This window comes from Variovorax paradoxus (genome assembly GCF_030811855.1).
GTDB classification, from domain to species: domain Bacteria; phylum Pseudomonadota; class Gammaproteobacteria; order Burkholderiales; family Burkholderiaceae_C; genus Variovorax; species Variovorax paradoxus_L.
Genome location: NZ_JAUSRN010000009.1, coordinates 213,388 through 235,097, shown reverse-complemented (window position 1 = coordinate 235,097; position 21,710 = coordinate 213,388). Strand labels below are relative to the sequence as shown.

18 protein-coding genes and 4 tRNA genes are annotated in these 21,710 nt (G+C 63.5%); all 22 read right to left on the bottom strand.

The window, feature by feature from the left end:
• Positions 1-75: 75 nt before the first annotated feature.
• The gene (locus tag J2X92_RS18460; protein WP_307577492.1) at positions 76-699 is read right to left on the bottom strand and encodes a lema family protein; all 624 of its coding nucleotides are present in this window, start codon (positions 697-699) and stop codon (positions 76-78) included.
• Positions 700-803: 104 nt separating this feature from the next.
• Positions 804-5,033, bottom strand: coding sequence for a DNA-directed RNA polymerase subunit beta' (rpoC, locus tag J2X92_RS18455; protein ID WP_307577490.1), 4,230 nt, complete (start codon positions 5,031-5,033; stop codon positions 804-806).
• A 20-nt stretch (positions 5,034-5,053) separates the two neighbouring features.
• Positions 5,054-9,178 carry a DNA-directed RNA polymerase subunit beta gene (gene rpoB / locus J2X92_RS18450; RefSeq protein WP_307577488.1) on the bottom strand — a complete coding sequence of 1,375 codons (4,125 nt, stop codon included), beginning with the start codon at positions 9,176-9,178 and terminating at the stop codon, positions 5,054-5,056.
• Positions 9,179-9,472: 294 nt separating this feature from the next.
• Positions 9,473-9,847 carry a 50S ribosomal protein L7/L12 gene (gene rplL / locus J2X92_RS18445; RefSeq protein ID WP_055801198.1) on the bottom strand — a complete coding sequence of 125 codons (375 nt, stop codon included), beginning with the start codon at positions 9,845-9,847 and terminating at the stop codon, positions 9,473-9,475.
• A 43-nt stretch (positions 9,848-9,890) separates the two neighbouring features.
• The gene (rplJ, locus tag J2X92_RS18440; RefSeq protein ID WP_012745749.1) at positions 9,891-10,424 is read right to left on the bottom strand and encodes a 50S ribosomal protein L10; all 534 of its coding nucleotides are present in this window, start codon (positions 10,422-10,424) and stop codon (positions 9,891-9,893) included.
• Positions 10,425-10,668: 244 nt separating this feature from the next.
• The gene (gene rplA / locus J2X92_RS18435) at positions 10,669-11,367 is read right to left on the bottom strand and encodes a 50S ribosomal protein L1 (protein ID WP_055801194.1); all 699 of its coding nucleotides are present in this window, start codon (positions 11,365-11,367) and stop codon (positions 10,669-10,671) included.
• Entirely contained in the window at positions 11,368-11,799 is a 432-nt protein-coding gene (gene rplK / locus J2X92_RS18430) for a 50S ribosomal protein L11 (protein ID WP_055801191.1), read from the bottom strand.
• Positions 11,800-11,938: 139 nt separating this feature from the next.
• A complete protein-coding gene (gene nusG / locus J2X92_RS18425) occupies positions 11,939-12,550 on the bottom strand; it encodes a transcription termination/antitermination protein NusG (RefSeq protein WP_093023399.1) in 612 nt (203 codons plus the stop codon).
• A complete protein-coding gene (secE, locus tag J2X92_RS18420) occupies positions 12,551-12,934 on the bottom strand; it encodes a preprotein translocase subunit SecE (protein ID WP_007831049.1) in 384 nt (127 codons plus the stop codon).
• Between the two features lie 137 nt (positions 12,935-13,071).
• Positions 13,072-13,147: transfer RNA gene (locus J2X92_RS18415), tRNA-Trp, on the bottom strand.
• Between the two features lie 21 nt (positions 13,148-13,168).
• Positions 13,169-14,362, bottom strand: coding sequence for an elongation factor Tu (tuf, locus tag J2X92_RS18410; protein ID WP_012745744.1), 1,194 nt, complete (start codon positions 14,360-14,362; stop codon positions 13,169-13,171).
• Between the two features lie 73 nt (positions 14,363-14,435).
• Positions 14,436-14,510: transfer RNA gene (locus tag J2X92_RS18405), tRNA-Thr, on the bottom strand.
• 40 nt (positions 14,511-14,550) lie between these two features.
• Positions 14,551-14,624: transfer RNA gene (locus tag J2X92_RS18400), tRNA-Gly, on the bottom strand.
• A 65-nt stretch (positions 14,625-14,689) separates the two neighbouring features.
• Positions 14,690-14,775, bottom strand: a tRNA-Tyr gene (locus J2X92_RS18395).
• Positions 14,776-14,881: 106 nt separating this feature from the next.
• Positions 14,882-15,589, bottom strand: a complete 708-nt coding sequence (locus J2X92_RS18390; RefSeq protein WP_307577482.1) for a uracil-DNA glycosylase — start codon at positions 15,587-15,589, stop codon at positions 14,882-14,884.
• Entirely contained in the window at positions 15,586-16,386 is an 801-nt protein-coding gene (trpC, locus tag J2X92_RS18385; RefSeq protein WP_307577480.1) for an indole-3-glycerol phosphate synthase TrpC, read from the bottom strand. Before trpC ends, J2X92_RS18390 begins: the two co-directional genes overlap by 4 nt.
• Positions 16,387-16,415: 29 nt before the next feature.
• Entirely contained in the window at positions 16,416-17,438 is a 1,023-nt protein-coding gene (trpD, locus tag J2X92_RS18380; protein WP_307577478.1) for an anthranilate phosphoribosyltransferase, read from the bottom strand.
• Positions 17,439-17,459: 21 nt separating this feature from the next.
• Positions 17,460-18,119, bottom strand: a complete 660-nt coding sequence (locus J2X92_RS18375) for a LysE family translocator (RefSeq protein ID WP_307577476.1) — start codon at positions 18,117-18,119, stop codon at positions 17,460-17,462.
• 16 nt (positions 18,120-18,135) lie between these two features.
• Positions 18,136-19,194: a low-specificity L-threonine aldolase gene (ltaE, locus tag J2X92_RS18370; protein ID WP_307577474.1), complete on the bottom strand. Its 1,059-nt coding sequence runs from the start codon at positions 19,192-19,194 to the stop codon at positions 18,136-18,138.
• Between the two features lie 4 nt (positions 19,195-19,198).
• The gene (locus J2X92_RS18365) at positions 19,199-19,783 is read right to left on the bottom strand and encodes an aminodeoxychorismate/anthranilate synthase component II (RefSeq protein ID WP_307577473.1); all 585 of its coding nucleotides are present in this window, start codon (positions 19,781-19,783) and stop codon (positions 19,199-19,201) included.
• Entirely contained in the window at positions 19,780-20,172 is a 393-nt protein-coding gene (locus J2X92_RS18360; protein WP_307577471.1) for a GxxExxY protein, read from the bottom strand. Before J2X92_RS18360 ends, J2X92_RS18365 begins: the two co-directional genes overlap by 4 nt.
• Positions 20,169-21,671 carry an anthranilate synthase component I gene (gene trpE / locus J2X92_RS18355; protein WP_307577470.1) on the bottom strand — a complete coding sequence of 501 codons (1,503 nt, stop codon included), beginning with the start codon at positions 21,669-21,671 and terminating at the stop codon, positions 20,169-20,171. The genes J2X92_RS18360 and trpE overlap by 4 nt, the downstream gene beginning before the upstream one ends.
• Positions 21,672-21,710: the final 39 nt, after the last annotated feature.

Here is a 21,710-nt window from a genome sequence, read left to right as displayed (position 1 = left end):
AACGGGCCGGCAATACGCACAAAGCCGCGGAGATCAAGAAAGAAGAAGGCGTTTGCCGGCGATTCGAAAAAAACTTCAGAGCAAGGGCGCGGCCGGACGCAAACGCACCATCCATGCCACCAGCAATGCCGGAAACTGGACGATGGCGGCGTTGTACTGCTCCACCGCCAGGTTGAATTGGCTGCGGGCAATTTCCGCTGCGGCCGAAGGTTCGGGCCAGGCCATGGGCTCAGCCGCGCTGGACCATCCGGATCCGGCTTCGGGCCCGGCGCCGCTCGATAGCAGCGGCGCCGGGCGCGAGAGCGTGCCGTCAGCGTCGAAGACCGTCACAGCATCCGGGTGCTGGCGCTGCCATGCCGAAATCAGCACCTGCAGCGCCGTGGCCAGCGCAGCCATGCCGCCCGGGTCGAGCGGATGCAACCGGGTCGCGCCCAGCAGCGTGGCCAGTTGGGTGGCGGCAGCCTGCAGCGGCGCCACCGCCGAAGAATGGCCGGGCGACGGCGCATCTTTTTCGGGCTCGGCGGCCGCGATGCTGGCCAGGACGAAGTCCAGCTGCTTTCGGAGCGCGGCATCGAGCGTGGCGTAGGCCTGGAGTACGGCGGCGCGCAGGCGCACCAGCCTGTTGTAGGCCCCCACGAACCAGAACAACAGCACCGCGACAACGATCCAGCTGGCAAGCGAATCGGGCAATGCGCTCATCGGCAAAAACACTTCATGGAAAAAACGACTCAAAGAAAAACGCCCCCCAACCGGATTCGGTCGGGGGGCGTCGGATGCCGGTCATGGCCGGTGATGCTAACCAGTTATTCGGACGCGGCGCCTTCGCTGGCGTCGGCCGTGCTGGAAACATCGCTGGTCGAACCGGCCAGTTCGGCGGCTTCGGATTCGGCGATGGCGCGGCGCTCGGCCTCGTCCATCTGATCCTTGACCTTGCGTGCCTGGTGGTACGCCATGCCGGTGCCCGCCGGAATCAGGCGGCCGACGATGACGTTTTCCTTCAGGCCGCGCAATTCGTCGCGCTTGCCCATGATCGCGGCTTCGGTCAGCACGCGCGTCGTTTCCTGGAACGAAGCGGCCGAGATGAACGAGTCGGTCGAGAGCGATGCCTTCGTGATACCCAGCAGCAGGTTGGTGAACGTGGCGGGCAGCTTGCCTTCGGCGCGCAGGGCGTCGTTGGTGTTGAGCATTTCGCTGCGTTCGACCTGTTCGCCGGAGATGTAGCTCGTATCGCCGATGTTGTCGACAACGACGCGGCGCAGCATCTGGCGAACGATCACCTCGATGTGCTTGTCGTTGATCTTCACACCTTGCAAACGGTACACGTCCTGCACTTCGTCCACGATGTAGCGCGCGAGTTCTTCCGAACCCAGCAGGCGCAGGATGTCCTGCGGGTCCGCCGGACCGTCGACCACGCTTTCGCCCTTGTTCACCACCTGGCCTTCGTGCACCAGGATGTTCTTTTCCTTCGGCACGAGGTCTTCGTAGACGCCGCCTTCCGGATCGGTGATCTGCAGGCGAATCTTGCCCTTCGTCTCTTTACCGAACGACACGGTACCGGTCATTTCGGCCAGCATGCCCTTGTCCTTCGGCGAACGGGCTTCGAACAGCTCGGCAACGCGCGGCAGACCGCCGGTAATGTCGCGGGTCTTCTGGCCTTCGACCGGAATACGCGCCAGCACCTCGCCGGGGCCCACGTCCTGGCCGTCGCGGATCTGCACCAGAGCGCCGATCGGGAAGCCGATCGTCACCGAGTGGTCGGTACCCGGGATCTTCACTTCGGCGCCGGAGGCGTCGATGAGCTTCACCTGCGGGCGCACGACCTTGGCAGCGCCGCGGCGCTTCGGGTCGATCACGACCAGGGTCGACAGACCGGTCACTTCGTCCACCTGCTTGGCGACCGTGAGGCCTTCCTCGACGTTCTCGAACTGCGTCTTGCCGGCGAACTCGGTGATGATGGGGCGCGTCAGCGGATCCCAGTTGGCAAGCACGTGGCCGGCCTTGATCTGCTGGTCGGCCTTGACCGCCAGGATCGCGCCGTACGGCACCTTGTGGCGCTCGCGCTCGCGGCCGTGTTCGTCATGAATGACGATCTCGCCCGAACGTGCAATCACCACCAGCTCGTTCTTGCTGTTGGTCACGTAGCGCATCGTGGCGTTGAAGCCGATCGTGCCGTTGGACTTGGCTTCGACGCTCGATGCCACTGCCGCACGCGATGCCGCACCACCGATGTGGAACGTACGCATCGTGAGCTGCGTGCCGGGTTCGCCGATCGACTGCGCCGCGATCACACCGACGGCTTCGCCGATGTTGATCAGGCCGCCGCGGCCCAGGTCGCGGCCGTAGCAGGTCGCGCAAATGCCGAAGCGGGTTTCGCAGGTCAGCGCGGTACGCACCTTGACCTCGTCGACGCCTTGCGCCTCGAGCTCTTCGATGTTGTCCTCGTCGAACATCTCGCCGGCCTTCAGCAGCACCGAACGGTTTTCCGGATGCAGCACGTCGTCCGCAGCCGAACGGCCGAGGATACGGTCGCGCAGCGATTCGATCACTTCACCGCCTTCGACGATGGCGCGCATCAGGTAGCCGCCGTGCGTACCGCAGTCCTGCTCGGTAACCACCAGGTCTTGCGTCACGTCGACCAGACGACGGGTCAGGTAACCCGAGTTCGCGGTCTTCAGTGCCGTGTCGGCCAGACCCTTACGGGCACCGTGGGTGGAGATGAAGTACTCCAGCACGTTCAGGCCTTCGCGGAAGTTCGCGGTAATGGGCGTCTCGATGATCGAGCCGTCAGGCTTGGCCATCAGACCCCGCATACCGGCCACCTGGCGAATCTGCGCCGCGGAACCGCGGGCGCCGGAGTCGGCCATCATGTAGATGGAGTTGAAAGACTCCTGCTCCACTTCCTTGCCGTGGCGGTCGATGACCTTCTGCTTGGACAGCTTGGCCATCATGACCTTCGACACTTCGTCGCCGGCCTTGCCCCAGATGTCCACCACCTTGTTGTAGCGTTCGCCGGAGGTCACGAGACCCGAGACGTACTGCTGCTCGATCTCCTTCACTTCCTTGGCGGAGCGCTCGATGATGCCGTGCTTTTCAGCAGGCACCAGCATGTCGTCGATGGCGATCGAGATACCGGCCTTCGTCGCGAGACGGAAACCGTTCTGCAGCAGCTTGTCGGCGAACACCACGGTCTCTTTCAGGCCGCACTTGCGGAACGAGACGTTGATGAGCTTGGAGATTTCCTTCTTCTTCAGCGCCTTGTTGATGTTCGAGAACGGCAGGCCCTTCGGCAGGATCTCGGACAGCAGCGCGCGGCCCACGGTGGTGTCCACCAGCGACGTGGACGGCGTGAACTCACCCGTTTCCTTGTCCTTGGTGTACTCCGTGATGCGCACGGCAACCTTGGCGGTCAGTTCGACTTCGTTGGCGTCGAGCGCGCGCTGCACTTCACCGATGTCGGAGAAGATCAGGCCCTCGCCCTTGCCGTTGATGCGGTCGCGGGTCGTGTAGTACAGACCCAGCACCACGTCCTGCGAAGGAACGATCGACGGTTCGCCCGAAGCGGGGAACAGCACGTTGTTGGAGGCCAGCATCAGCGTGCGGGCTTCCATCTGCGCTTCCACCGACAGCGGCACGTGAACGGCCATCTGGTCGCCGTCGAAGTCGGCGTTGAATGCCGCGCAAACCAGCGGGTGCAGCTGGATGGCCTTGCCTTCGATCAGGATCGGCTCGAACGCCTGGATGCCCAAACGGTGCAGCGTAGGCGCACGGTTCAGCATGACCGGGTGTTCCTTGATCACTTCTTCCAAGATGTCCCAGACCACCGGCGTGCCGGATTCGACTTCCTTCTTGGCAGCCTTGATCGTGGTCGCGATGCCCATGGCTTCGAGGCGCGAGAAGATGAAAGGCTTGAACAGCTCGAGCGCCATCAGCTTGGGCAGGCCGCACTGGTGCAGCTTGAGCGTCGGGCCCACCACGATGACCGAACGGCCCGAGTAGTCGACGCGCTTGCCCAGCAGATTCTGGCGGAAGCGGCCGCTCTTGCCCTTGATCATGTCGGCCAGCGACTTGAGTGCGCGCTTGTTGGCGCCCGTCATGGCCTTGCCGCGGCGGCCGTTGTCCAGCAGCGAGTCGACAGCCTCTTGCAGCATCCGCTTTTCGTTGCGCGCGATGATTTCCGGAGCCTTGAGCTCCAAGAGGCGGCGCAGGCGCGAATTGCGGTTGATGACGCGGCGGTACAGGTCGTTCAGGTCGGAGGTCGCAAAGCGGCCGCCGTCCAGCGGCACCAGCGGACGCAGGTCCGGCGGCAGCACGGGCAGCACTTCGAGCACCATCCACTGGGGCTTGATGCCCGACTTGCGGAAGGCTTCCAGCACCTTGAGGCGCTTGGAGTTCTTCTTGACCTTGACTTCGGAGCCGGTCAGGTCGCCGCGCAGACGTTCGATCTCGCTGTCGAGTTCGATGCCTTCGAGCAGGTCCTTGATGCCTTCGGCGCCCATCTTGGCAACGAATTCATCGCCGAATTCCTTGCGCTTCGCGTCGTAGTCGTCCTCGGACATGATGCCGAACTTCTTCAGCGGGGTCATGCCAGGGTCGGTGATCACGTAGGCTTCGAAGTACAGCACGCGTTCGATGTCGCGCAGCGTCATGTCGAGCACCAGGCCCAGACGCGACGGCAGTGACTTCAGGAACCAGATGTGCGCGCAGGGCGCGGCCAGGTCGATGTGGCCCATGCGCTCGCGGCGCACCTTGGTCTGCGTGACTTCAACGCCGCACTTCTCGCAGATCACGCCGCGGTGCTTCAGGCGCTTGTACTTGCCGCACAGGCACTCGTAGTCCTTGATGGGGCCGAAGATCTTGGCGCAGAAGAGACCGTCGCGCTCGGGCTTGAACGTGCGGTAGTTGATCGTCTCAGGCTTCTTCACCTCGCCGAAAGACCACGAACGGATCTTCTCGGGCGAAGCCATGCCGATCTTGATGGCATCGAAATGCTCATCGGGTGTGAACTGCTTGAACAGGTCGAGTAGCGATTTCATGTGACTCTTTCCTCTTCTGATTACGAACGCTCGAGCTCGATGTCGAGACCCAGCGAACGGATTTCCTTGACCAGCACGTTGAACGATTCCGGCATGCCGGCTTCGATCGTGTGTTCGCCCTTGACGATGCTTTCGTACACCTTGGTACGGCCTTGCACGTCGTCGGACTTCACGGTCAGCATTTCCTGCAGGACGTAGGCGGCGCCGTAAGCTTCTAGCGCCCACACTTCCATCTCACCGAAACGCTGGCCGCCGAACTGCGCCTTGCCGCCCAGCGGCTGCTGCGTGACCAGCGAGTACGGGCCGGTCGAGCGGGCGTGCATCTTGTCGTCCACCAAGTGGTGCAGCTTCAAGAAGTGCATGTAGCCCACGGTGACGGGACGCTCGAACTGGTCGCCGGTGCGGCCGTCGTACAGGTAGGCTTGCGTGCGGGTGTCGGTCAGGCCCTTGAGCTTGGCGATGTCGTCCGGATAGGCGAGCTTCAGCATGCCGCGGATTTCTTCTTCCGAGGCACCGTCGAACACCGGCGTCGCAAAGGTTGCGCCGCTGGAGAGGTTCTCCGCCATTTCGAGCACGTCGGTGTCGCTCAGCTTGCTGAGGTCTTCCTTGCGGCCCGAACCGTTGTACAGCAGCTCCATGAACTTACGCAGCTCGGCCACCTTGGCCTCTTGCTGCAGCAGGTCGCCGATGCGCTGGCCAATGCCCTTGCCGGCCCAGCCCAGATGCACTTCGAGCACCTGGCCCACGTTCATCCGCGAAGGCACGCCCAGCGGATTCAGGCAGATGTCGCACGGCGTGCCGTCGGCCATGTGGGGCATGTCTTCGACCGGAACGATCTTGGACACCACACCCTTGTTGCCGTGGCGGCCGGCCATCTTGTCGCCGGGTTGCAGGCGGCGCTTGACGGCCAGGTAGACCTTGACCATCTTGAGCACGCCCGCGGGCAGCTCGTCGCCCTGCGTGAGCTTCTTGCGCTTTTCTTCGAACGCGAGGTCGAAGCTGTGGCGCGTCTGCTCGAGCGAGTTCTTGATCGACTCGAGTTGGGTTGCCACTTCGTCGTCCGCCGGGCGGATGTCGAACCAGTGGAACTTCTCGACCGACGACAGGTAGGCCTTGTCGAGCTTGGTGCCCTTGGCCAGCTTGTTCGGGCCGCCATTGGCGACCTTGCCGGTCAAGAGCTTCTCGATACGGTCGAACGCGTCGGCTTCGACGATGCGAAGCTGGTCGTTCAGGTCGAGGCGGAAGCGTTTCAGCTCGTCGTCGATGATCTGCTGGGCGCGCTTGTCGCGCGTGATGCCTTCGCGGGTGAACACCTGCACGTCGATCACGGTGCCTTGCGAGCCCTGGTCCACACGCAGCGAGGTGTCCTTCACGTCGGAAGCCTTCTCGCCGAAGATGGCGCGAAGCAGCTTCTCTTCAGGCGTCAGCGTGGTCTCGCCCTTCGGCGTGACCTTGCCCACCAGCGTGTCGCCCGGCTGCACTTCGGCGCCGACATAGATGATGCCGGATTCGTCGAGGCGGTTGAGCTGCTGCTCGGCCAGGTTCGGAATGTCGCGCGTGATTTCTTCGGCACCCAGCTTGGTGTCGCGAGCCATCACCACCAGTTCCTCGATGTGGATCGAGGTGTAGCGGTCTTCCGCGACGACGCGTTCCGAGATCAGGATCGAGTCTTCGAAGTTGTAGCCGTTCCATGGCATGAACGCGATCAGCATGTTCTGGCCGAGGGCCAGTTCGCCGAGGTCGGTCGATGCACCGTCGGCCACCACGTCGCCCTTGGCGATCTTGTCGCCGCGCTTGACGATCGGACGCTGGTGGATGTTGGTGTTCTGGTTCGAACGCTGATACTTGATCAGGTTGTAGATGTCCACACCGACTTCACCGGCTGCCGCTTCGGCGTCGTTCACGCGCACCACGATGCGGGTCGCGTCGACGTAATCCACGATACCGCCGCGGGTGGCCGTGACCACGGTGCCGGAGTCGACCGCGGAAACGCGCTCGATACCGGTGCCGACCATCGGCTTCTCGGGGCGCAGCACAGGCACGGCCTGGCGCTGCATGTTGGCGCCCATCAGCGCGCGGTTCGCGTCGTCGTGCTCCAGGAACGGCACGAGCGAGGCGGCCACCGACACGATCTGCGCGGGCGACACGTCCATGTACTGGATGCGCTCGGCACCGACCAGGATCGATTCGCCGGCTTCACGCGCCGAGACCAGGTCGCCGGTCAGCTTGCCGTCCTTGTCCAGGACCGCATTGGCCTGGGCGATGACGTACTTGCCTTCTTCGATGGCCGACAGGTAGTCGATCTCGTTGGTGACCTTGCTGTCGGCCACACGGCGGTACGGCGTCTCGATGAAGCCGTATTCGTTCAGGCGGGCGTACAGGGCCAGCGAGTTGATCAGGCCGATGTTCGGGCCTTCAGGCGTCTCGATCGGGCACACGCGGCCGTAGTGGGTCACGTGCACGTCGCGCACTTCGAAGCCCGCACGTTCACGCGTCAAACCGCCCGGGCCAAGGGCCGACACGCGGCGCTTGTGGGTGATTTCGGACAGCGGGTTCGTCTGGTCCATGAACTGCGACAGCTGCGAGGCGCCGAAGAATTCCTTCAGTGCGGCCGAGATCGGCTTGCTGTTGATCAGGTCGTGCGGCATCAGCGGCTCTTGCTCCGCCTGGCCCAGACGTTCCTTCACAGCCTTCTCGATGCGGGCGAGGCCGGTGCGGTACTGGTTCTCGGCCAGTTCGCCGACGCAACGCACGCGGCGGTTGCCCAGGTGGTCGATGTCGTCGACTTCGCCGTTGCCGTTGCGCAGGTCAACGAGGATCTTGACCACGGCCAGGATGTCTTCGTTGGTCAGCACCATCGGGCCGGTCGATTCGTCGCGGCCGACCTTGGCGTTGAACTTCATGCGGCCGACGCGCGACAGGTCGTACGTGTCCGGGTTGTAGAACAGGCGCTGGAACAGCGCTTGCACGGCGTCTTCCGTCGGCGGCTCGCCGGGGCGCATCATGCGGTAGATGGCCACGCGGGCTGCGAACTCGTCCACCGTCTCGTCGATGCGCAGGGTCTGCGAGATGTACGCGCCCTGGTCGAGTTCGTTGGTGTAGATCACCTGGATGTCTTGCACGCCGGCCGTGCGCAGCTTCTTCAGCAGCGCTTCGGTCAGTTCGTCGTTGGCCTTGGCCAGGATTTCGCCGGAGTCGGCGTCGACGATGTTGCGGGCGATGACGCGGCCGACCAGGAAGTCTTCCGGCACGCTGATGTGCGTGGTGCCCGACTGCTCGAGTTCACGCGTGTGGCGCGCGGTGACGCGCTTGTCCTTGGCGACCACGACCTTGCCCGACTTGTCGGTGATGTCGAAGCGCGCGACTTCGCCGCGCAGGCGCTCGGAGACAAACTCCATCTGCGCGCCGCTGTCCATCAGGCGGAAGTTGTCGTTCACGAAGAAGTTCGCGAGGATCGATTCCGGGTTCAGGCCGATGGCCTTGAGCAGGATCGTGACCGGCATCTTGCGGCGACGGTCGACGCGGAAGTACAGCATGTCCTTCGGGTCGAACTCGAAGTCGAGCCACGAACCGCGGTAGGGAATCACGCGGGCCGAGAACAGGAGCTTGCCCGAGCTGTGCGTCTTGCCCTTGTCGTGTTCGAAGAACACGCCGGGCGAACGGTGCAGCTGGGACACGATCACGCGCTCGGTGCCGTTGATGATGAAGGAACCCTTTTCGGTCATGAGCGGCACTTCGCCCATGTAGACCTCTTGTTCCTTCACTTCCTTGACCACCTTCGACTGCGACGTCGACGACTCGCGGTCATAGATGATGAGCTGAACCTTGGCGCGCACGGCCGAGGCGAAGGTCAGGCCACGGGTCTGGCACTCGCGCACGTCGAAGGCGGGCTTCGCGAGGTTGTACTCGAGGAACTTCATCTCGACAAAACCATTGTGCGAGACGATCGGGAACGCGGCGTCGAAAGCGGCCTGCAGGCCTTCGACGGTGCGTTGCTTGGGGGGAATGCCAGCTTGCAGGAACGCGGTGTACGCGTCTTTCTGCATCTGCAGCAGGTAGGGGATTTCTACGACGCTGTCGCGGTTACCGAAACTTTTTCGGATGCGCTTGCGTTCGGTGTAACTGTACGCGGACGATTGGGCCATGAGAGCTCCGGAGCTTGAGATCTTCAGCGACTTGTCAGCAGTGCCGAGGCACCACTGCTTGGCGGCTGGCCACTACCAGCCGTTGGCGGACAGCGATGCGTTGCACATCGCCCGAACCAAGGGGTCTTCTGCAGTCGGGGTCAGAAGACACTCAAAAACGTCTTGGCTTTTGCTTTTCCGTCGACCTGAAGGTCTCCGGGAAAGCCGGCGCCAAGCCGGCTTTTGGGTGCGCTCTGAAAGCGGCAAAGGCTGGAGGGCCTTTACAGGCACCTCCAGCCCTCTAGGGGGTCTGAATTACTTCAGTTCCACCTTGGCGCCAGCGTCTTCCAGCTTCTTCTTGGCGGCTTCAGCGTCAGCCTTCGACAGGCCTTCCTTGACTGCCTTGGGAGCGGCTTCCACCAGGTCCTTGGCTTCCTTGAGGCCCAGGCCGGTGATTTCGCGCACGGCCTTGATCGCCGAAACCTTGTTCGCGCCTGCATCCATCAGCATGACGTTGAACTCGGTCTGCTCTTCGACCACGGCAGCAGCAGCGCCGCCGCCAGCAGCCGGAGCCGACATTGCTGCGGCGCTCACGCCGAACTTCTCTTCGATGGCTTTCACCAGGTCGTTGAGTTCCAGGACCGTCATGCTGTCGAGCGCGGTCAGAAATGCGTCTTTATCGAATGCCATTTTTGTTTCCTAACAATTGGGTTGAATATTTCAAACGCAAGGCTTAAGCAGCCTGCGCTTCTGCCGGTGCATCGGCGGGTGCAGCTTCGCCACCACCGCGCTTCTCGGCCAGCGCCGCGAGCACGCGGGCGGTACGAGAGATCGGGGATTGCATCAAGCCCAGCAATTGCGCCAGCAGCACTTCCTTGGAAGGGATGTTGGCCAGTTGCTTCACGCCGTTCACGTCCAGGGCCTTGCCGCCGAATGCGCCACCGCGAATCACCAACTTGTCGTTGGTCTTCGCGAAATCGGCCACCACCTTGGCGGCGGCCACTGCGTCTTCGGAAAAGCCATAGATCAGCGGACCGGTCATCTGGTCGCCAACAATCTCAAATGCGCTACCAGCAACAGCACGGCGTGCCAGCGTGTTCTTCAACACGCTGAGGGTCACACCCTTGCTGCGAGCTTCGCTGCGCAGTTTGGTCATGTCGGCCACCGTGATGCCACGGTATTCCGCCATCACGAGCGTTTGAGCTTTAGCGGCGAGGCTGGTCACATCACTGATGACCGCTTCTTTCTCACTGCGATTCAGACTCAAGGTCTACTCCTTTTAATGCGACCTTCGGCCGGGGCCTCGGATCGCGCTTCATGCAGCGACCAACTGTTAGGAACAAAAATCAAATTCCTTGCAGTGGGGTCGCCATCTGCGCTGGATACCGGAAGGATCGATCCGGCGATTAAGTGCAGCGCCCTGCACACCAGCGGTCTTGGATGGCTCGCGGCAACCGAAGCTGCCGCGACCCACCACATCCGTCCCGCCCTTTCGGGCAGGACAAATCTCTTTAGCTCGCCGAGATGGTTTGCGTGTCCACGCGGACACCCAGACCCATGGTCGACGACACAGCCACCTTGCGCAGGTACACGCCCTTGCTGGTCGCCGGCTTGGCCTTGACCAGAGCGTCGATCAGCGCAGCGAGGTTGCCCTGCAGCTTGTCGGTGTCGAACGAACGGCGGCCGATCGTGCCGTGCACGATGCCGGCCTTGTCGACGCGGAACTGGACCTGGCCAGCCTTGGCGTTCTTCACGGCCGTGGCGACGTCCGGGGTCACCGTGCCAACCTTGGGGTTGGGCATCAGGCCGCGCGGGCCGAGAATCTGGCCGAGCGTACCGACCACGCGCATGGCGTCGGGGGCAGCAATCACGACGTCGAAAGGCATGTCGCCAGCCTTGACCATGGCAGCCAGGTCGTCCATGCCGACGATGTCGGCGCCGGCGGCCTTGGCTTCTTCAGCCTTGGCGCCCTGGGCGAACACAGCCACGCGCTTGGTCTTGCCGGTGCCGTTGGGCAGCACGACGGCGCCACGCACGACCTGGTCCGACTTCTTCGCGTCGATGCCGAGTTGCACGGCCACGTCGATCGATTCGTCGAACTTGGCGGTGGCGGCGTCCTTCACGATGCCGATGGCGTCAACGAGGGGGTACAGCTTGTTGCTGTCGACCTTGCCTGCGAGCGCTTTTTGCTTCTTGGTGATCTTGGCCATTTACACGCCCTCCACATTCACGCCCATCGAACGGGCAGAGCCGGCGATGGTGCGAACTGCTGCGTCCAGATCGGCTGCAGTCAGGTCCTTCATCTTGGCCTTGGCAATTTCCTCGAGCTGTGCGCGCGTGATCTTGCCGACCTTGTCGGTGTGCGGACGGGCCGAGCCCTTGTCCAGCTTGATGGCCTTCTTGATCAAGGTGATCGCCGGCGGCGTCTTGATGATGAAGGTGAAGCTCTTGTCAGCGAACGCGGTGATGACCACCGGCAGCGGCAGACCAGGCTCGACGCTCTGGGTCTGCGCGTTGAACGCCTTGCAGAACTCCATGATGTTCAAACCACGCTGGCCCAGTGCGGGACCGATGGGTGGTGACGGGTTGGCCTTACCAGCTGGCACTTGCAGCTTGATGAAGCCGACGATTTTTTTCGCCATGCTTTGCTCCTTGCGGGTGATATCGCCTTGGCTCTCGCCGCAGCTCCCCGGGGTTTAACGACTCTTCGATCAAGGCCGCGCGCCGAGTCGGACAACGCGCAGCCGGAAATATGGCTCCGGCCCGAAGACCGGAAGGAACTCAGGTCTTTTCGACCTGGCTGAATTCGAGCTCCACAGGCGTCGCGCGGCCGAAAATCATGACCGACACGCTGACCTTGCTCTTCTCGTAGTTGACTTCTTCGACCGTGCCGTTGAAGTCGGTGAACGGGCCTTCCTTGACACGCACGAATTCGCCGACGGTGAACTCGACCTTGTGGCGCGGCTTCTCGGTGCCCTGCTGCATCTGGTTGACGATGTCCTCGACCTCTTTTTGCGAGATCGGGGCCGGACGGTTCTTGGCGCCACCCACGAAACCCGTCACCTTGTTGGTGTGCTTCACCAGGTGCCAGCTCTCGTCGTCCATGATCATTTCGACCAGCACGTAGCCCGGGAAGAAGCGGCGCTCGGTGGTGCGCTTCTGGCCGTTCTTGATTTCGACCACTTCTTCGGTCGGAACCAGGATGCGGCCGAACTTGTCCTGCATGCCGGCGCGGTTGATGCGCTCGGTGATGTTCCGCTCGACGGCCTTCTCCATGCCCGAATAGGCATGCACCACGTACCAACGCAGATCAGGATTGGCGGCGGGAGCCAGCACGGAAGTGTTTTCTTCTTCCGGGCCTGCAGGCGTGGTTTCAACAGCGTCGTCGGTCATTTATTTTCTCCAGCCCAAAATGAGGTCGAAAAACACCCATTCGAGCGTCTTGTCGGTGAGCCAGAGGAAGACGGACATGATGGCCACGAAGGCAAACACGTAGGCCGTCATCTGCATCGCTTCCTTGCGGGTCGGCCAAACGACCTTCTTGACCTCGCGCCATGAGTCGCGGCCAAAGGCCCACAACTGACGGCCATTCTCCGAACTGCCGAAGGCGCCCACGGCCGCGGCCAGGCCGACCAGCAGCGCAGCCCATTGCACCAGTGAACCTTGGCGCGACAGCAGATAGAACGCCACGATGGCGCCCACTGCCAGCACCACCGCCGCGGCCAATTTGGCTTTGTCGGCACCCGTGCTCACGGTTTCGATTTGAGAAGTGGCCATGTTCGGCTGATTTCCTGTGGCCTTCCGGCCTTCAATTCAATGCGTCTTCTGAGACGCCGAAGCCCACCGGGTTGCGATGGGCTTTTTTTGCCTTCCGCCGGGTCACCGGCGGGGCTTTTTCGGAGGTGCCACCTAGGTGGCAGGGGCAGTAGGAATCGAACCTACAACCTTCGGTTTTGGAGACCGACGCTCTGCCAATTGAGCTATACCCCTCCGGTACTCTTTACGCTCGGCTTAGATGTCGAGGATCTTGGCCACGACGCCCGAACCCACGGTACGGCCGCCTTCACGGATGGCGAAGCGCAGGCCTTCTTCCATCGCGATCGGGTTGATCAGCTTCACGGTGATGCTGACGTTGTCGCCAGGCATGACCATTTCCTTGTCCTTGGGCAGCTCGATCGCGCCGGTCACGTCCGTCGTGCGGAAGTAGAACTGCGGACGGTAGTTGTTGAAGAACGGCGTGTGACGGCCACCTTCGTCCTTGGACAGCACATACACCTCGGCGGTGAAGTGGGTGTGCGGCTTGATCGAGCCGGGCTTGCACAGCACTTGGCCGCGCTCGACTTCTTCGCGCTTGGTGCCGCGCAGCAGCACGCCGACGTTGTCGCCCGCCTGGCCTTGGTCCAGGAGCTTGCGGAACATTTCCACGCCGGTGCAGGTGGTCTTGACGGTCGGGCGGATGCCGACGATCTCGATTTCCTCGCCGACCTTGATCACGCCGCGCTCGACGGCGCCGGTCACGACGGTGCCGCGGCCGGAGATCGAGAACACGTCTTCGACGGGCATCAGGAAGGTGCCGTCCACGGCGCGCTCGGGCGTCGGGATGTAGGTGTCGAGCGCTTCAGCCAGCTTCATGATGGCTTCTTCGCCGAGCTTGCCCTTGTCGCCTTCCAGGGCGAGCTTGGCCGAGCCGTGGATGATGGGGGTGTCATCGCCCGGGAATTCGTACTTGTCCAGCAGCTCGCGCACTTCCATTTCGACCAGCTCGAGCAGTTCGGCGTCGTCAACCATGTCGCACTTGTTCAGGAACACGATGATGTAGCCCACACCGACCTGGCGGGCCAGCAGGATGTGCTCGCGGGTCTGGGGCATCGGGCCGTCAGCGGCCGAGCACACCAGGATGGCGCCGTCCATTTGAGCGGCGCCGGTGATCATGTTCTTCACATAGTCAGCGTGGCCGGGGCAGTCGACGTGAGCGTAGTGGCGGTTGGCCGTTTCGTACTCGACGTGAGCCGTGTTGATGGTGATGCCGCGGGCCTTTTCTTCGGGCGCTGCGTCGATCTGGTCGTAGGCCTTGGCTTCGCCGCCGAACTTGGCCGACAGCACCGTGGCGATGGCCGCCGTCAGCGTGGTCTTGCCGTGGTCGACGTGACCGATCGTGCCCACGTTCACGTGCGGCTTGGTGCGGGTGAATTTACCTTTTGCCATTTTTCGACTCCGAAAAAAACGATTTCAACGTATGCAGATGGGTTGCAAACCGGCTGTTGCAACCCCCAGAAACTGGTGCCCTTTGCGGGAATCGGACCCGCGACCTCTCCCTTACCAAGGGAGTGCTCTACCACTGAGCCAAAAGGGCTTTTGTCTAACCAATCGCTTCCGGCGTCGAACCGGGTCTCTGGAGCGGGAGACGGGAATCGAACCCGCGTCATCAGCTTGGAAGGCTGGGGTTCTACCATTGAACTACTCCCGCATCGGGGGCACTCAAAGGCACCCAAAGCGCTAGATCCAATCGCTCTTAGAAACCAAATTCATCGCTGGTGGAGAGGGCTGGATTCGAACCAGCGTACTCGTAAGAGGGCAGATTTACAGTCTGCTGCCATTAACCACTCGGCCACCTCTCCGGCGAACCTCGAAATATAGCACGGTTTTGTGACTACGCAGAAACCCCAGCACCAAGAAAGAGCGTGAGAACTGCACGAGGCGGAACAGCGGGGATTATCCGCGAATTCAGTCGCCCGTCTGGCGCGCATCACGCCACGCACGAGCCTCGCCGAAATGACCGCAGCCGATGAAGGGCACAGGCGGACGCAACGCAGAAAGCGGCGAGGGATGATTCGACATCAGCACCTTATGGCGCTCAATGTCGATCAACGCGCGCTTACTTTGCGCGTGTGCGCCCCAGAGCATAAAAACAACAGGTTTCTCGCTGCCTGATACGTGACGGATGACCGCGTCGGTCAGCACCTCCCAGCCACGGCCCGAATGGCTGGCTGGCTGCCCCTCCTCGACCGTGAGACAGGTGTTGAGCAGCAGCACGCCGCGGGCCGCCCATTTCACCAGGCTGCCGCCCGGATTCGGGAACGGCGGCGGCGGCGTGCCGAGGTCGCGCTGAAGCTCCTTGAAGATGTTGCGCAACGACGGCGGCAGCGCCACACCGGGGGCCACCGAGAACGCGAGCCCCTCCGCCTGGCCGCGCCCGTGGTACGGGTCTTGGCCCAAGATGACGACGCGCACGTCCTCGGGCGGCGTCAACTCCAGCGCTCGCAGAGGTTGCGGCGGAAAGATCACGGCACCGGCGTCGAGCCGCTCGCGCAGGAAGCTCAACAGCTTCCTGCCCACGATGCTGCCAAAAAACTCATCCACCAGCGGCCGCCAGCCCGGCGCCACGGGCCAGTCGGCGGGATCGCTGCTGGACAGCTGGTCCTGCCTGTTCATTTGAACAATGCCGCGAGCGCCTCGCCGGGTTCTTTGGCGCGCATGAAGGCCTCGCCAACCAGGAAGGCGTGGACCCCGGCGGCGCGCAGCGTGGTCACGTCCTCGCGCGTGGCAATGCCCGATTCCGTTACCGCCAGCCGGTCGGCTGGCAGCTTGGGCAGGAGATCAATGGTGGCCTGGATCGACACCTCGAAATTGCGCAAGTTGCGGTTGTTCACGCCGATGAGCGGCGTCGTGAGTTTGAGTGCGCGCTCGAGTTCGGCCGCGTCGTGCACTTCGACCAGCACCGCCATGCCGAGCCCGCGTGCGATGGCTTCGTAGTCCTTCATCTGCGCGTCGTCGAGGCAAGCGGCGATCAACAGGATCGCATCGGCGCCCATCGCACGCGATTCGTACACCTGATAGGCGTCGACGATGAAGTCCTTGCGCAGCACCGGAAGATCGCAGGAGGCGCGGGCCTGTTTCAGATAGTCGACGCTGCCCTGGAAAAACTGCTTGTCGGTGAGCACCGAAAGACAGGCGGCGCTGATCTCGCCGTCGCCTTCGGCATAGCTCTGGGCGATGTCGGCCGGAATGAAGTCTTCGCGCAGCACGCCCTTGCTCGGGCTGGCTTTCTTTACCTCGGCAATCACCGCGGCGTGGCCGGCAGCGATCTTGGCGCGCAGCGCGCCTTCGAAATCGCGCGTCAGCACGCGGCTCTCGGCGTCGAAGCGCACCGCTTCGAACGGGCTTCTTTTTTGCGCCGCAGCAATTTCCTGCCGCTTGACGGCAATGATCTTGTCAAGGATGTCGGACATGTTCTGTGTTCCCAGCAATCTGTTGCGGCTCAAACGGCCGCGGAGGCCTTGACGAGTTCAACCAGCTTGGCCCGCGCGGCGCCCGATGCAATCGCTTCGCGCGCACGCTCGATGCCCTTGGCGATCGAATCGGCCACGTTGGCGGCATATAGCGCCGCCCCGGCATTGAGCAGCACGATGTCCAGCGCCGGGCCGGCCTGGTTGTCGAGCACCCCCAGCAGCATGGCCTTCGACTGCTCGGGCGTTTCCACGCGCAACGCGCGGTTGCTCGACATGGCAAAGCCGAAGTCTTCGGGGTGCAGTTCGTATTCGCGGATCTCGCCGTCCTTGAGTTCACCCACCATGGTGGCGGCGCCGAGCGAGATTTCGTCCATGCCGTCGCGGCCGTACACCACCATGGCGTGCTCGGTGCCCAGGCGCTGCAGCGCGCGCACCTGGATGCCCACCAGGTCGGGGTGGAACACTCCCATCAGGATGTTCGGCGCGCCCGCCGGATTGGTCAGCGGCCCGAGGATGTTGAAGATCGTCTTGATGCCCAGTTCCTTCCGCACCGGCGCCACGTTCTTCATGGCCGGATGGTGGTTGGGCGCGAACATGAAGCCAATGCCCACCTCTTCGATGGAGCGTGCGATCTGCTCCGGCTGGAGGTTGATGTTGACCCCGAGCGACTCCAGCACGTCGGCGCTGCCCGACTTGCTCGACACGCTGCGACCGCCATGCTTGCTCACCTTGGCTCCCGCCGCGGCCGCGACGAACATCGAACAGGTCGAGATGTTGAAGGTGTGCGAACCATCGCCACCGGTACCGACGATGTCGACCAGGTGCGTGGTGTCCTTCACCGGCACCTTGGTCGACACCTCGCGCATCACCTGCGCGGCGGCGGTGATTTCGCCGATGGTTTCCTTCTTGACGCGCAGGCCGGTGATCAGCGCGGCCATCATCACGGGCGAGCACTCGCCGCTCATGATGAGCCGCACGATGTGCAGCATCTCGTCGTGGAAGACCTCGCGGTGCTCGATGGTGCGCTGCAGCGCTTCCTGGGGAGTGATCATGGGAAGTCTCCTGGGAGTTTGTCAGTGTCCGACGCGAACCGCCGGTGCGTCCGTGAACGCAAGCTTGAGGCCGAAGCCGATGAAGAGCACGCCCGCCGCGCGGTCGAGCCAGTGCATGCCTTTTTGCACGGCGCTCCTGCGCGCCATCCAGCCCGCGAATGCGGCCCATCCCACAATGACCGGAATGGAATTCAGGTTGAACAACACGCCCAGCAGCACGAAATACAACCCCTTGTTGTCGGCGCCCGGCGCAATGAACTGCGGCACGAAGGCCAGGAAGAACAAGGCGACCTTGGGGTTCAGCACGTTGGTCCAGAAGCCGCCGAGAAAGATTTTCTTGAGCCCGCGCTGGCCCGAGGCTGCAGCCGCCTCTTGAAGATCGGCCGGCGGACTGGCGCGTGACAGCGCCATGCGCACGCCCAGGTACAGCAGGTAGGCCGCGCCCACATACTTGAGCACCGTGAAGGCCGCCGCCGAAGTGGCCATGAGCGTGCCGACGCCAATGGCGGCCGCAAAGATATGAACGAAGCAGCCGGTGAGAACGCCGAATCCGCCCACGACGCCGGCGCGAACGCCCGAGCGCAGCGAGTTGGTCACGATATAGAGCACGTCGGGCCCCGGCGTCAGGTTCAGCAGCCAGCCCGCGGCAATGAACGCGAGCAGATGTGGAAGATCGGGCATCGCGGGCTCCCTTGCGTCAGGCGTTGAAGAAGCCGCGGATGGCAGCAACGGCGCGGTCCACGCCGGAGGCATTGACATCGAGGTGCGTCACGAAGCGCAGCCGATAGAGCCCGGTCGCAAGAATGCCCTGCTGGTTCAGGTGCGCCAGCAGCTCCGCCGAACGCGCCTGCGCCGCACCGGTTAGATCGACGAACACGATGTTCGTGTGCGGCGCCTCGACCTTCAGGCCCTCGATGCCTTCGAGCCCCTCTGCCAGACGCCGGGCCAGTGCATGGTCTTCAGCCAGCCGATCGACGTGGTGGTCGAGCGCATGCGAAGCCGCCGCTGCAAGCAGCCCAGCTTGCCGCATGCCGCCGCCCGCCATCTTGCGGATGCGGTGTGCACGCGCGATGAACTCGCGCGAACCGACCAGCGCCGAGCCGATGGGCGCACCCAGGCCCTTGCTGAAGCAGACCGAGACGCTGTCGAAGCATTGCGCGATGCGGCGCGCTTCGGCGCGGATGTCGCTGCCGTTGCAGAGCGCCGCCTGCGCGGTGGCAGCGTTGAAAAGCCGCGCGCCGTCCAGATGCCGCTGCAGCCCCTTCCGCTTGGCCAGCTCTGTCGCAGCCTGCACGTATTCAAAAGGCAGCAGCTTGCCGCCGAGTGTGTTCTCCAGCGCCAGCAGCCGCGTGCGCGCAAAGTGCGCGTCATCGGGCTTGATGGCCGCTTCGATCTGCGCGAGCGGCAGCGTGCCGTCGGGCGCATGGTCGAGCGGCTGCGGCTGCACGCTGCCGAACACCGCCGCGCCGCCGCCTTCCCAGCGGTAGCAATGGGCCTGCTGGCCGACGATGTATTCGTCGCCGCGGCCGCAGTGCGACAGGATGGCGCACAGGTTGCTCTGCGTGCCGGTGGGCACGAAGAGCGCCGCCTCGAAGCCCAGCATCGCGGCGATCTTTTCCTGCAGCGCGTTGACGCTCGGGTCGGTGCCGAAAACGTCGTCGCCGAGCGGCGCCGCCACCATGGCCTCGCGCATCACCGGGGTAGGCTGCGTGACAGTGTCGCTGCGCAGGTCGACGATGGAAGAGCGGTCTGCCATGGTCTCAGTCCAGGAAGTTCTTGAGCATCGCGTGGCCGTGCTCGGTGAGGATCGATTCCGGGTGGAACTGCACGCCCTCGATGCGCACGTCATGCGCAAAATCGGTGTGCCGCACGCCCATGATCTCGCCGTCGTCGGTCCAGGCGGTGATCGCCAATTCCTTCGGGCAGCTTTCGCGCTCGATGGACAGCGAGTGATAGCGGTTGACGGTGAACTTCTCGGGCAGCCCCGCGAACACGCCTTCCTGCGTGGTCGTGATCTCGCTGGTCTTGCCGTGCATCAGTTGCCGCGCGCGAATGATCTTGCCGCCGAAGGCCGCGCCAATGGCCTGATGGCCGAGGCACACACCAAGAATAGGCAGCTTGCCCGCGAACTCCTTGATGGCAGCCACTGAAACGCCCGCCTCCGCCGGCGAACAAGGGCCCGGCGACACCACGAGCCGCGTGACGCCCGAAGCGATCAGCTCGCCGATCTGCGCCACCGTGATCTCGTCGTTGCGGTGCACCTGGACATCCGCACCCAGCTCGCCCAGGTACTGGACGATGTTGTAGGTGAACGAATCGTAGTTGTCGATCATCAGCAGTTTCATGGCTTGCTCACAATCCGGTGCACGCCCTTGACGACGGGGAACACGTTGAAGTTGATCAAAAGGCCCAGCTTGAGCCCTGAGAGACGCAGCGCGGCAAGCACCTGCGCGCGGTGCAGGTCGGTCAGCACGTCGACCGCCTTGAGCTCGACGATGACCGATTGCTCGACCACGAAGCCGGCGCGGTACACCTCGCCGAGCGAACGGCCCTTGTAGCTGGCCGACAGCGCCACGCCCTGCGCAAAACCGATCTCGCGCTCCGCAAGCTCGATGGCCAGTGCCGCGGCGTAGGCGTCTTCACTCAGGCCCGTGCCGAGCACGCGCTGAACCTCGACGGCGGCGCCGATGATTTCGTGCGAGAAATCGTTCTGAATGTCCGGTACGTTGCTCATTCCAGCCCCTCCTCGACCAATTCGGCCGCGCGCAGCAGTGCGCGCGCCTTGGCTTCCGTTTCTTTCCACTCCAGCTCGGGCACCGAATCGGCGACGACGCCGGCCGCGGCCTGCACGTGCAGCATCTGGTCCTTCACGATCCCGGTGCGGATGGCAATGGCCACGTCCATGTCGCCCGCATAGCTGATGTAACCGCAGGCGCCGCCGTAGAGGCCGCGCTTGGTGGGCTCCAGCTGGTCGATGAGTTCCATCGCATGCACCTTGGGCGCACCGGTCAGCGTCCCGGCCGGAAACGTGGCCTTGAGCACGTCGATGGCGGTCATGCCGTCTTTCAGCGTGCCTTCGACGTTGCTCACGATGTGCATCACGTGGCTGTAGCGCTCCACTGCAAAGGCCTCGGTCACCTTCACGGTGCCGGTCTTGGCGATGCGGCCGATGTCGTTGCGCGCGAGGTCGATCAGCATCACGTGCTCGGCGCGCTCCTTCGGGTCGTTGATGAGTTCTTCCTCGGCCGCCTTGTCCAGCTCCAGCGAGGCGCCGCGCGGGCGCGTGCCGGCCAGCGGGCGGATGGTGATCTTCTGCTCGCCGTCGCCCGTGTTCTCCTGCCGCACCAGGATTTCTGGCGAGGCCCCCACCACGTGGAAGTCGCCCAGGTGGTAGTAGTACATGTAGGGCGACGGATTCAGCGAACGCAGCGCGCGGTACAGCGACAGCGGCGACTCGGTGTAGCGCTTGCTGATGCGCTGGCCCACCTGCACCTGCATGAAGTCGCCGGCGGCGATCATCTCCTTGGCGCGCTCCACGGCCGCAAGGTAGTCGGCCTTGGCAAAGCTGCGCTCGGGCGGATGGGGCTGCGTGGGCTTCACGACAGGTGCGCTCACCGAATACTTGAGCTTTTCCTTCAGCTCGCGCAGGCGGCGCTTGCCCGCCGCATAGGCCTCGGGCTGCTTCGGGTCGGCATAGACGATCAGGTAGAGCTTGCCCGAGAGGTTGTCGATGACGGCAAGCTCTTCGCACTGCAGCAGCAGGATGTCGGGGCAGCCCAGCGCGTCGGGTGGGCAGCTTTTTTCGAGCTTGCGCTCGATGTGGCGCACCGTGTCGTACCCGAAGTAGCCGGCAAGGCCGCCGCAAAACCGCGGCAGACCCGGCCGCAGCGCCACCTTGAAGCGCTTCTGGTATTCGGCAACGAAATCCAGCGGATTGCCCGCGGCGGTCTCGACCACGTGGCCGTCGGTCACCACCTCGGTCACGGCCTCGGCGCCGAAGCCCGACGCGCGCAGCAAGGTCCGCGCCGGCAGGCCGATGAAGCTGTAGCGCCCGAAGCGCTCGCCGCCCACCACCGATTCGAGCAGGAAGCTGTGCTTGCCGCCGCCCTGCGAGTGGGCCAGCTTGAGATAGAGGGAAAGAGGCGTTTCGAGGTCGGCAAAGGCCTCGGCCATCAGCGGAATGCGGTTGTAGCCCTGGGCGCTGAGGCTCTTGAATTCAAGTTCGGTGATCACGGATTCGTTCTCCAATTGCCTCCGGCGCTCGAGTTTGGC

Coding starts and splice junctions, on each gene's coding strand:
- J2X92_RS18390 (WP_307577482.1), bottom strand. CDS start 15,589: ATGAACAGGCAGGACCAGCTGTCCAGCAGCGATCCCGCCGACTGGCCC.
- rplL (WP_055801198.1), bottom strand. CDS start 9,847: ATGGCATTCGATAAAGACGCATTTCTGACCGCGCTCGACAGCATGACG.
- J2X92_RS18365 (WP_307577473.1), bottom strand. CDS start 19,783: ATGAAACTGCTGATGATCGACAACTACGATTCGTTCACCTACAACATC.
- rpoB (WP_307577488.1), bottom strand. CDS start 9,178: ATGGCCCAATCGTCCGCGTACAGTTACACCGAACGCAAGCGCATCCGA.
- trpC (WP_307577480.1), bottom strand. CDS start 16,386: ATGTCCGACATCCTTGACAAGATCATTGCCGTCAAGCGGCAGGAAATT.
- rpoC (WP_307577490.1), bottom strand. CDS start 5,033: ATGAAATCGCTACTCGACCTGTTCAAGCAGTTCACACCCGATGAGCAT.
- ltaE (WP_307577474.1), bottom strand. CDS start 19,194: ATGGCAGACCGCTCTTCCATCGTCGACCTGCGCAGCGACACTGTCACG.
- tuf (WP_012745744.1), bottom strand. CDS start 14,362: ATGGCAAAAGGTAAATTCACCCGCACCAAGCCGCACGTGAACGTGGGC.
- rplK (WP_055801191.1), bottom strand. CDS start 11,799: ATGGCGAAAAAAATCGTCGGCTTCATCAAGCTGCAAGTGCCAGCTGGT.
- secE (WP_007831049.1), bottom strand. CDS start 12,934: ATGGCCACTTCTCAAATCGAAACCGTGAGCACGGGTGCCGACAAAGCC.
- trpD (WP_307577478.1), bottom strand. CDS start 17,438: ATGATCACTCCCCAGGAAGCGCTGCAGCGCACCATCGAGCACCGCGAG.
- rplA (WP_055801194.1), bottom strand. CDS start 11,367: ATGGCCAAGATCACCAAGAAGCAAAAAGCGCTCGCAGGCAAGGTCGAC.
- J2X92_RS18460 (WP_307577492.1), bottom strand. CDS start 699: ATGAGCGCATTGCCCGATTCGCTTGCCAGCTGGATCGTTGTCGCGGTG.
- nusG (WP_093023399.1), bottom strand. CDS start 12,550: ATGACCGACGACGCTGTTGAAACCACGCCTGCAGGCCCGGAAGAAGAA.
- J2X92_RS18375 (WP_307577476.1), bottom strand. CDS start 18,119: ATGCCCGATCTTCCACATCTGCTCGCGTTCATTGCCGCGGGCTGGCTG.
- J2X92_RS18360 (WP_307577471.1), bottom strand. CDS start 20,172: ATGAGCAACGTACCGGACATTCAGAACGATTTCTCGCACGAAATCATC.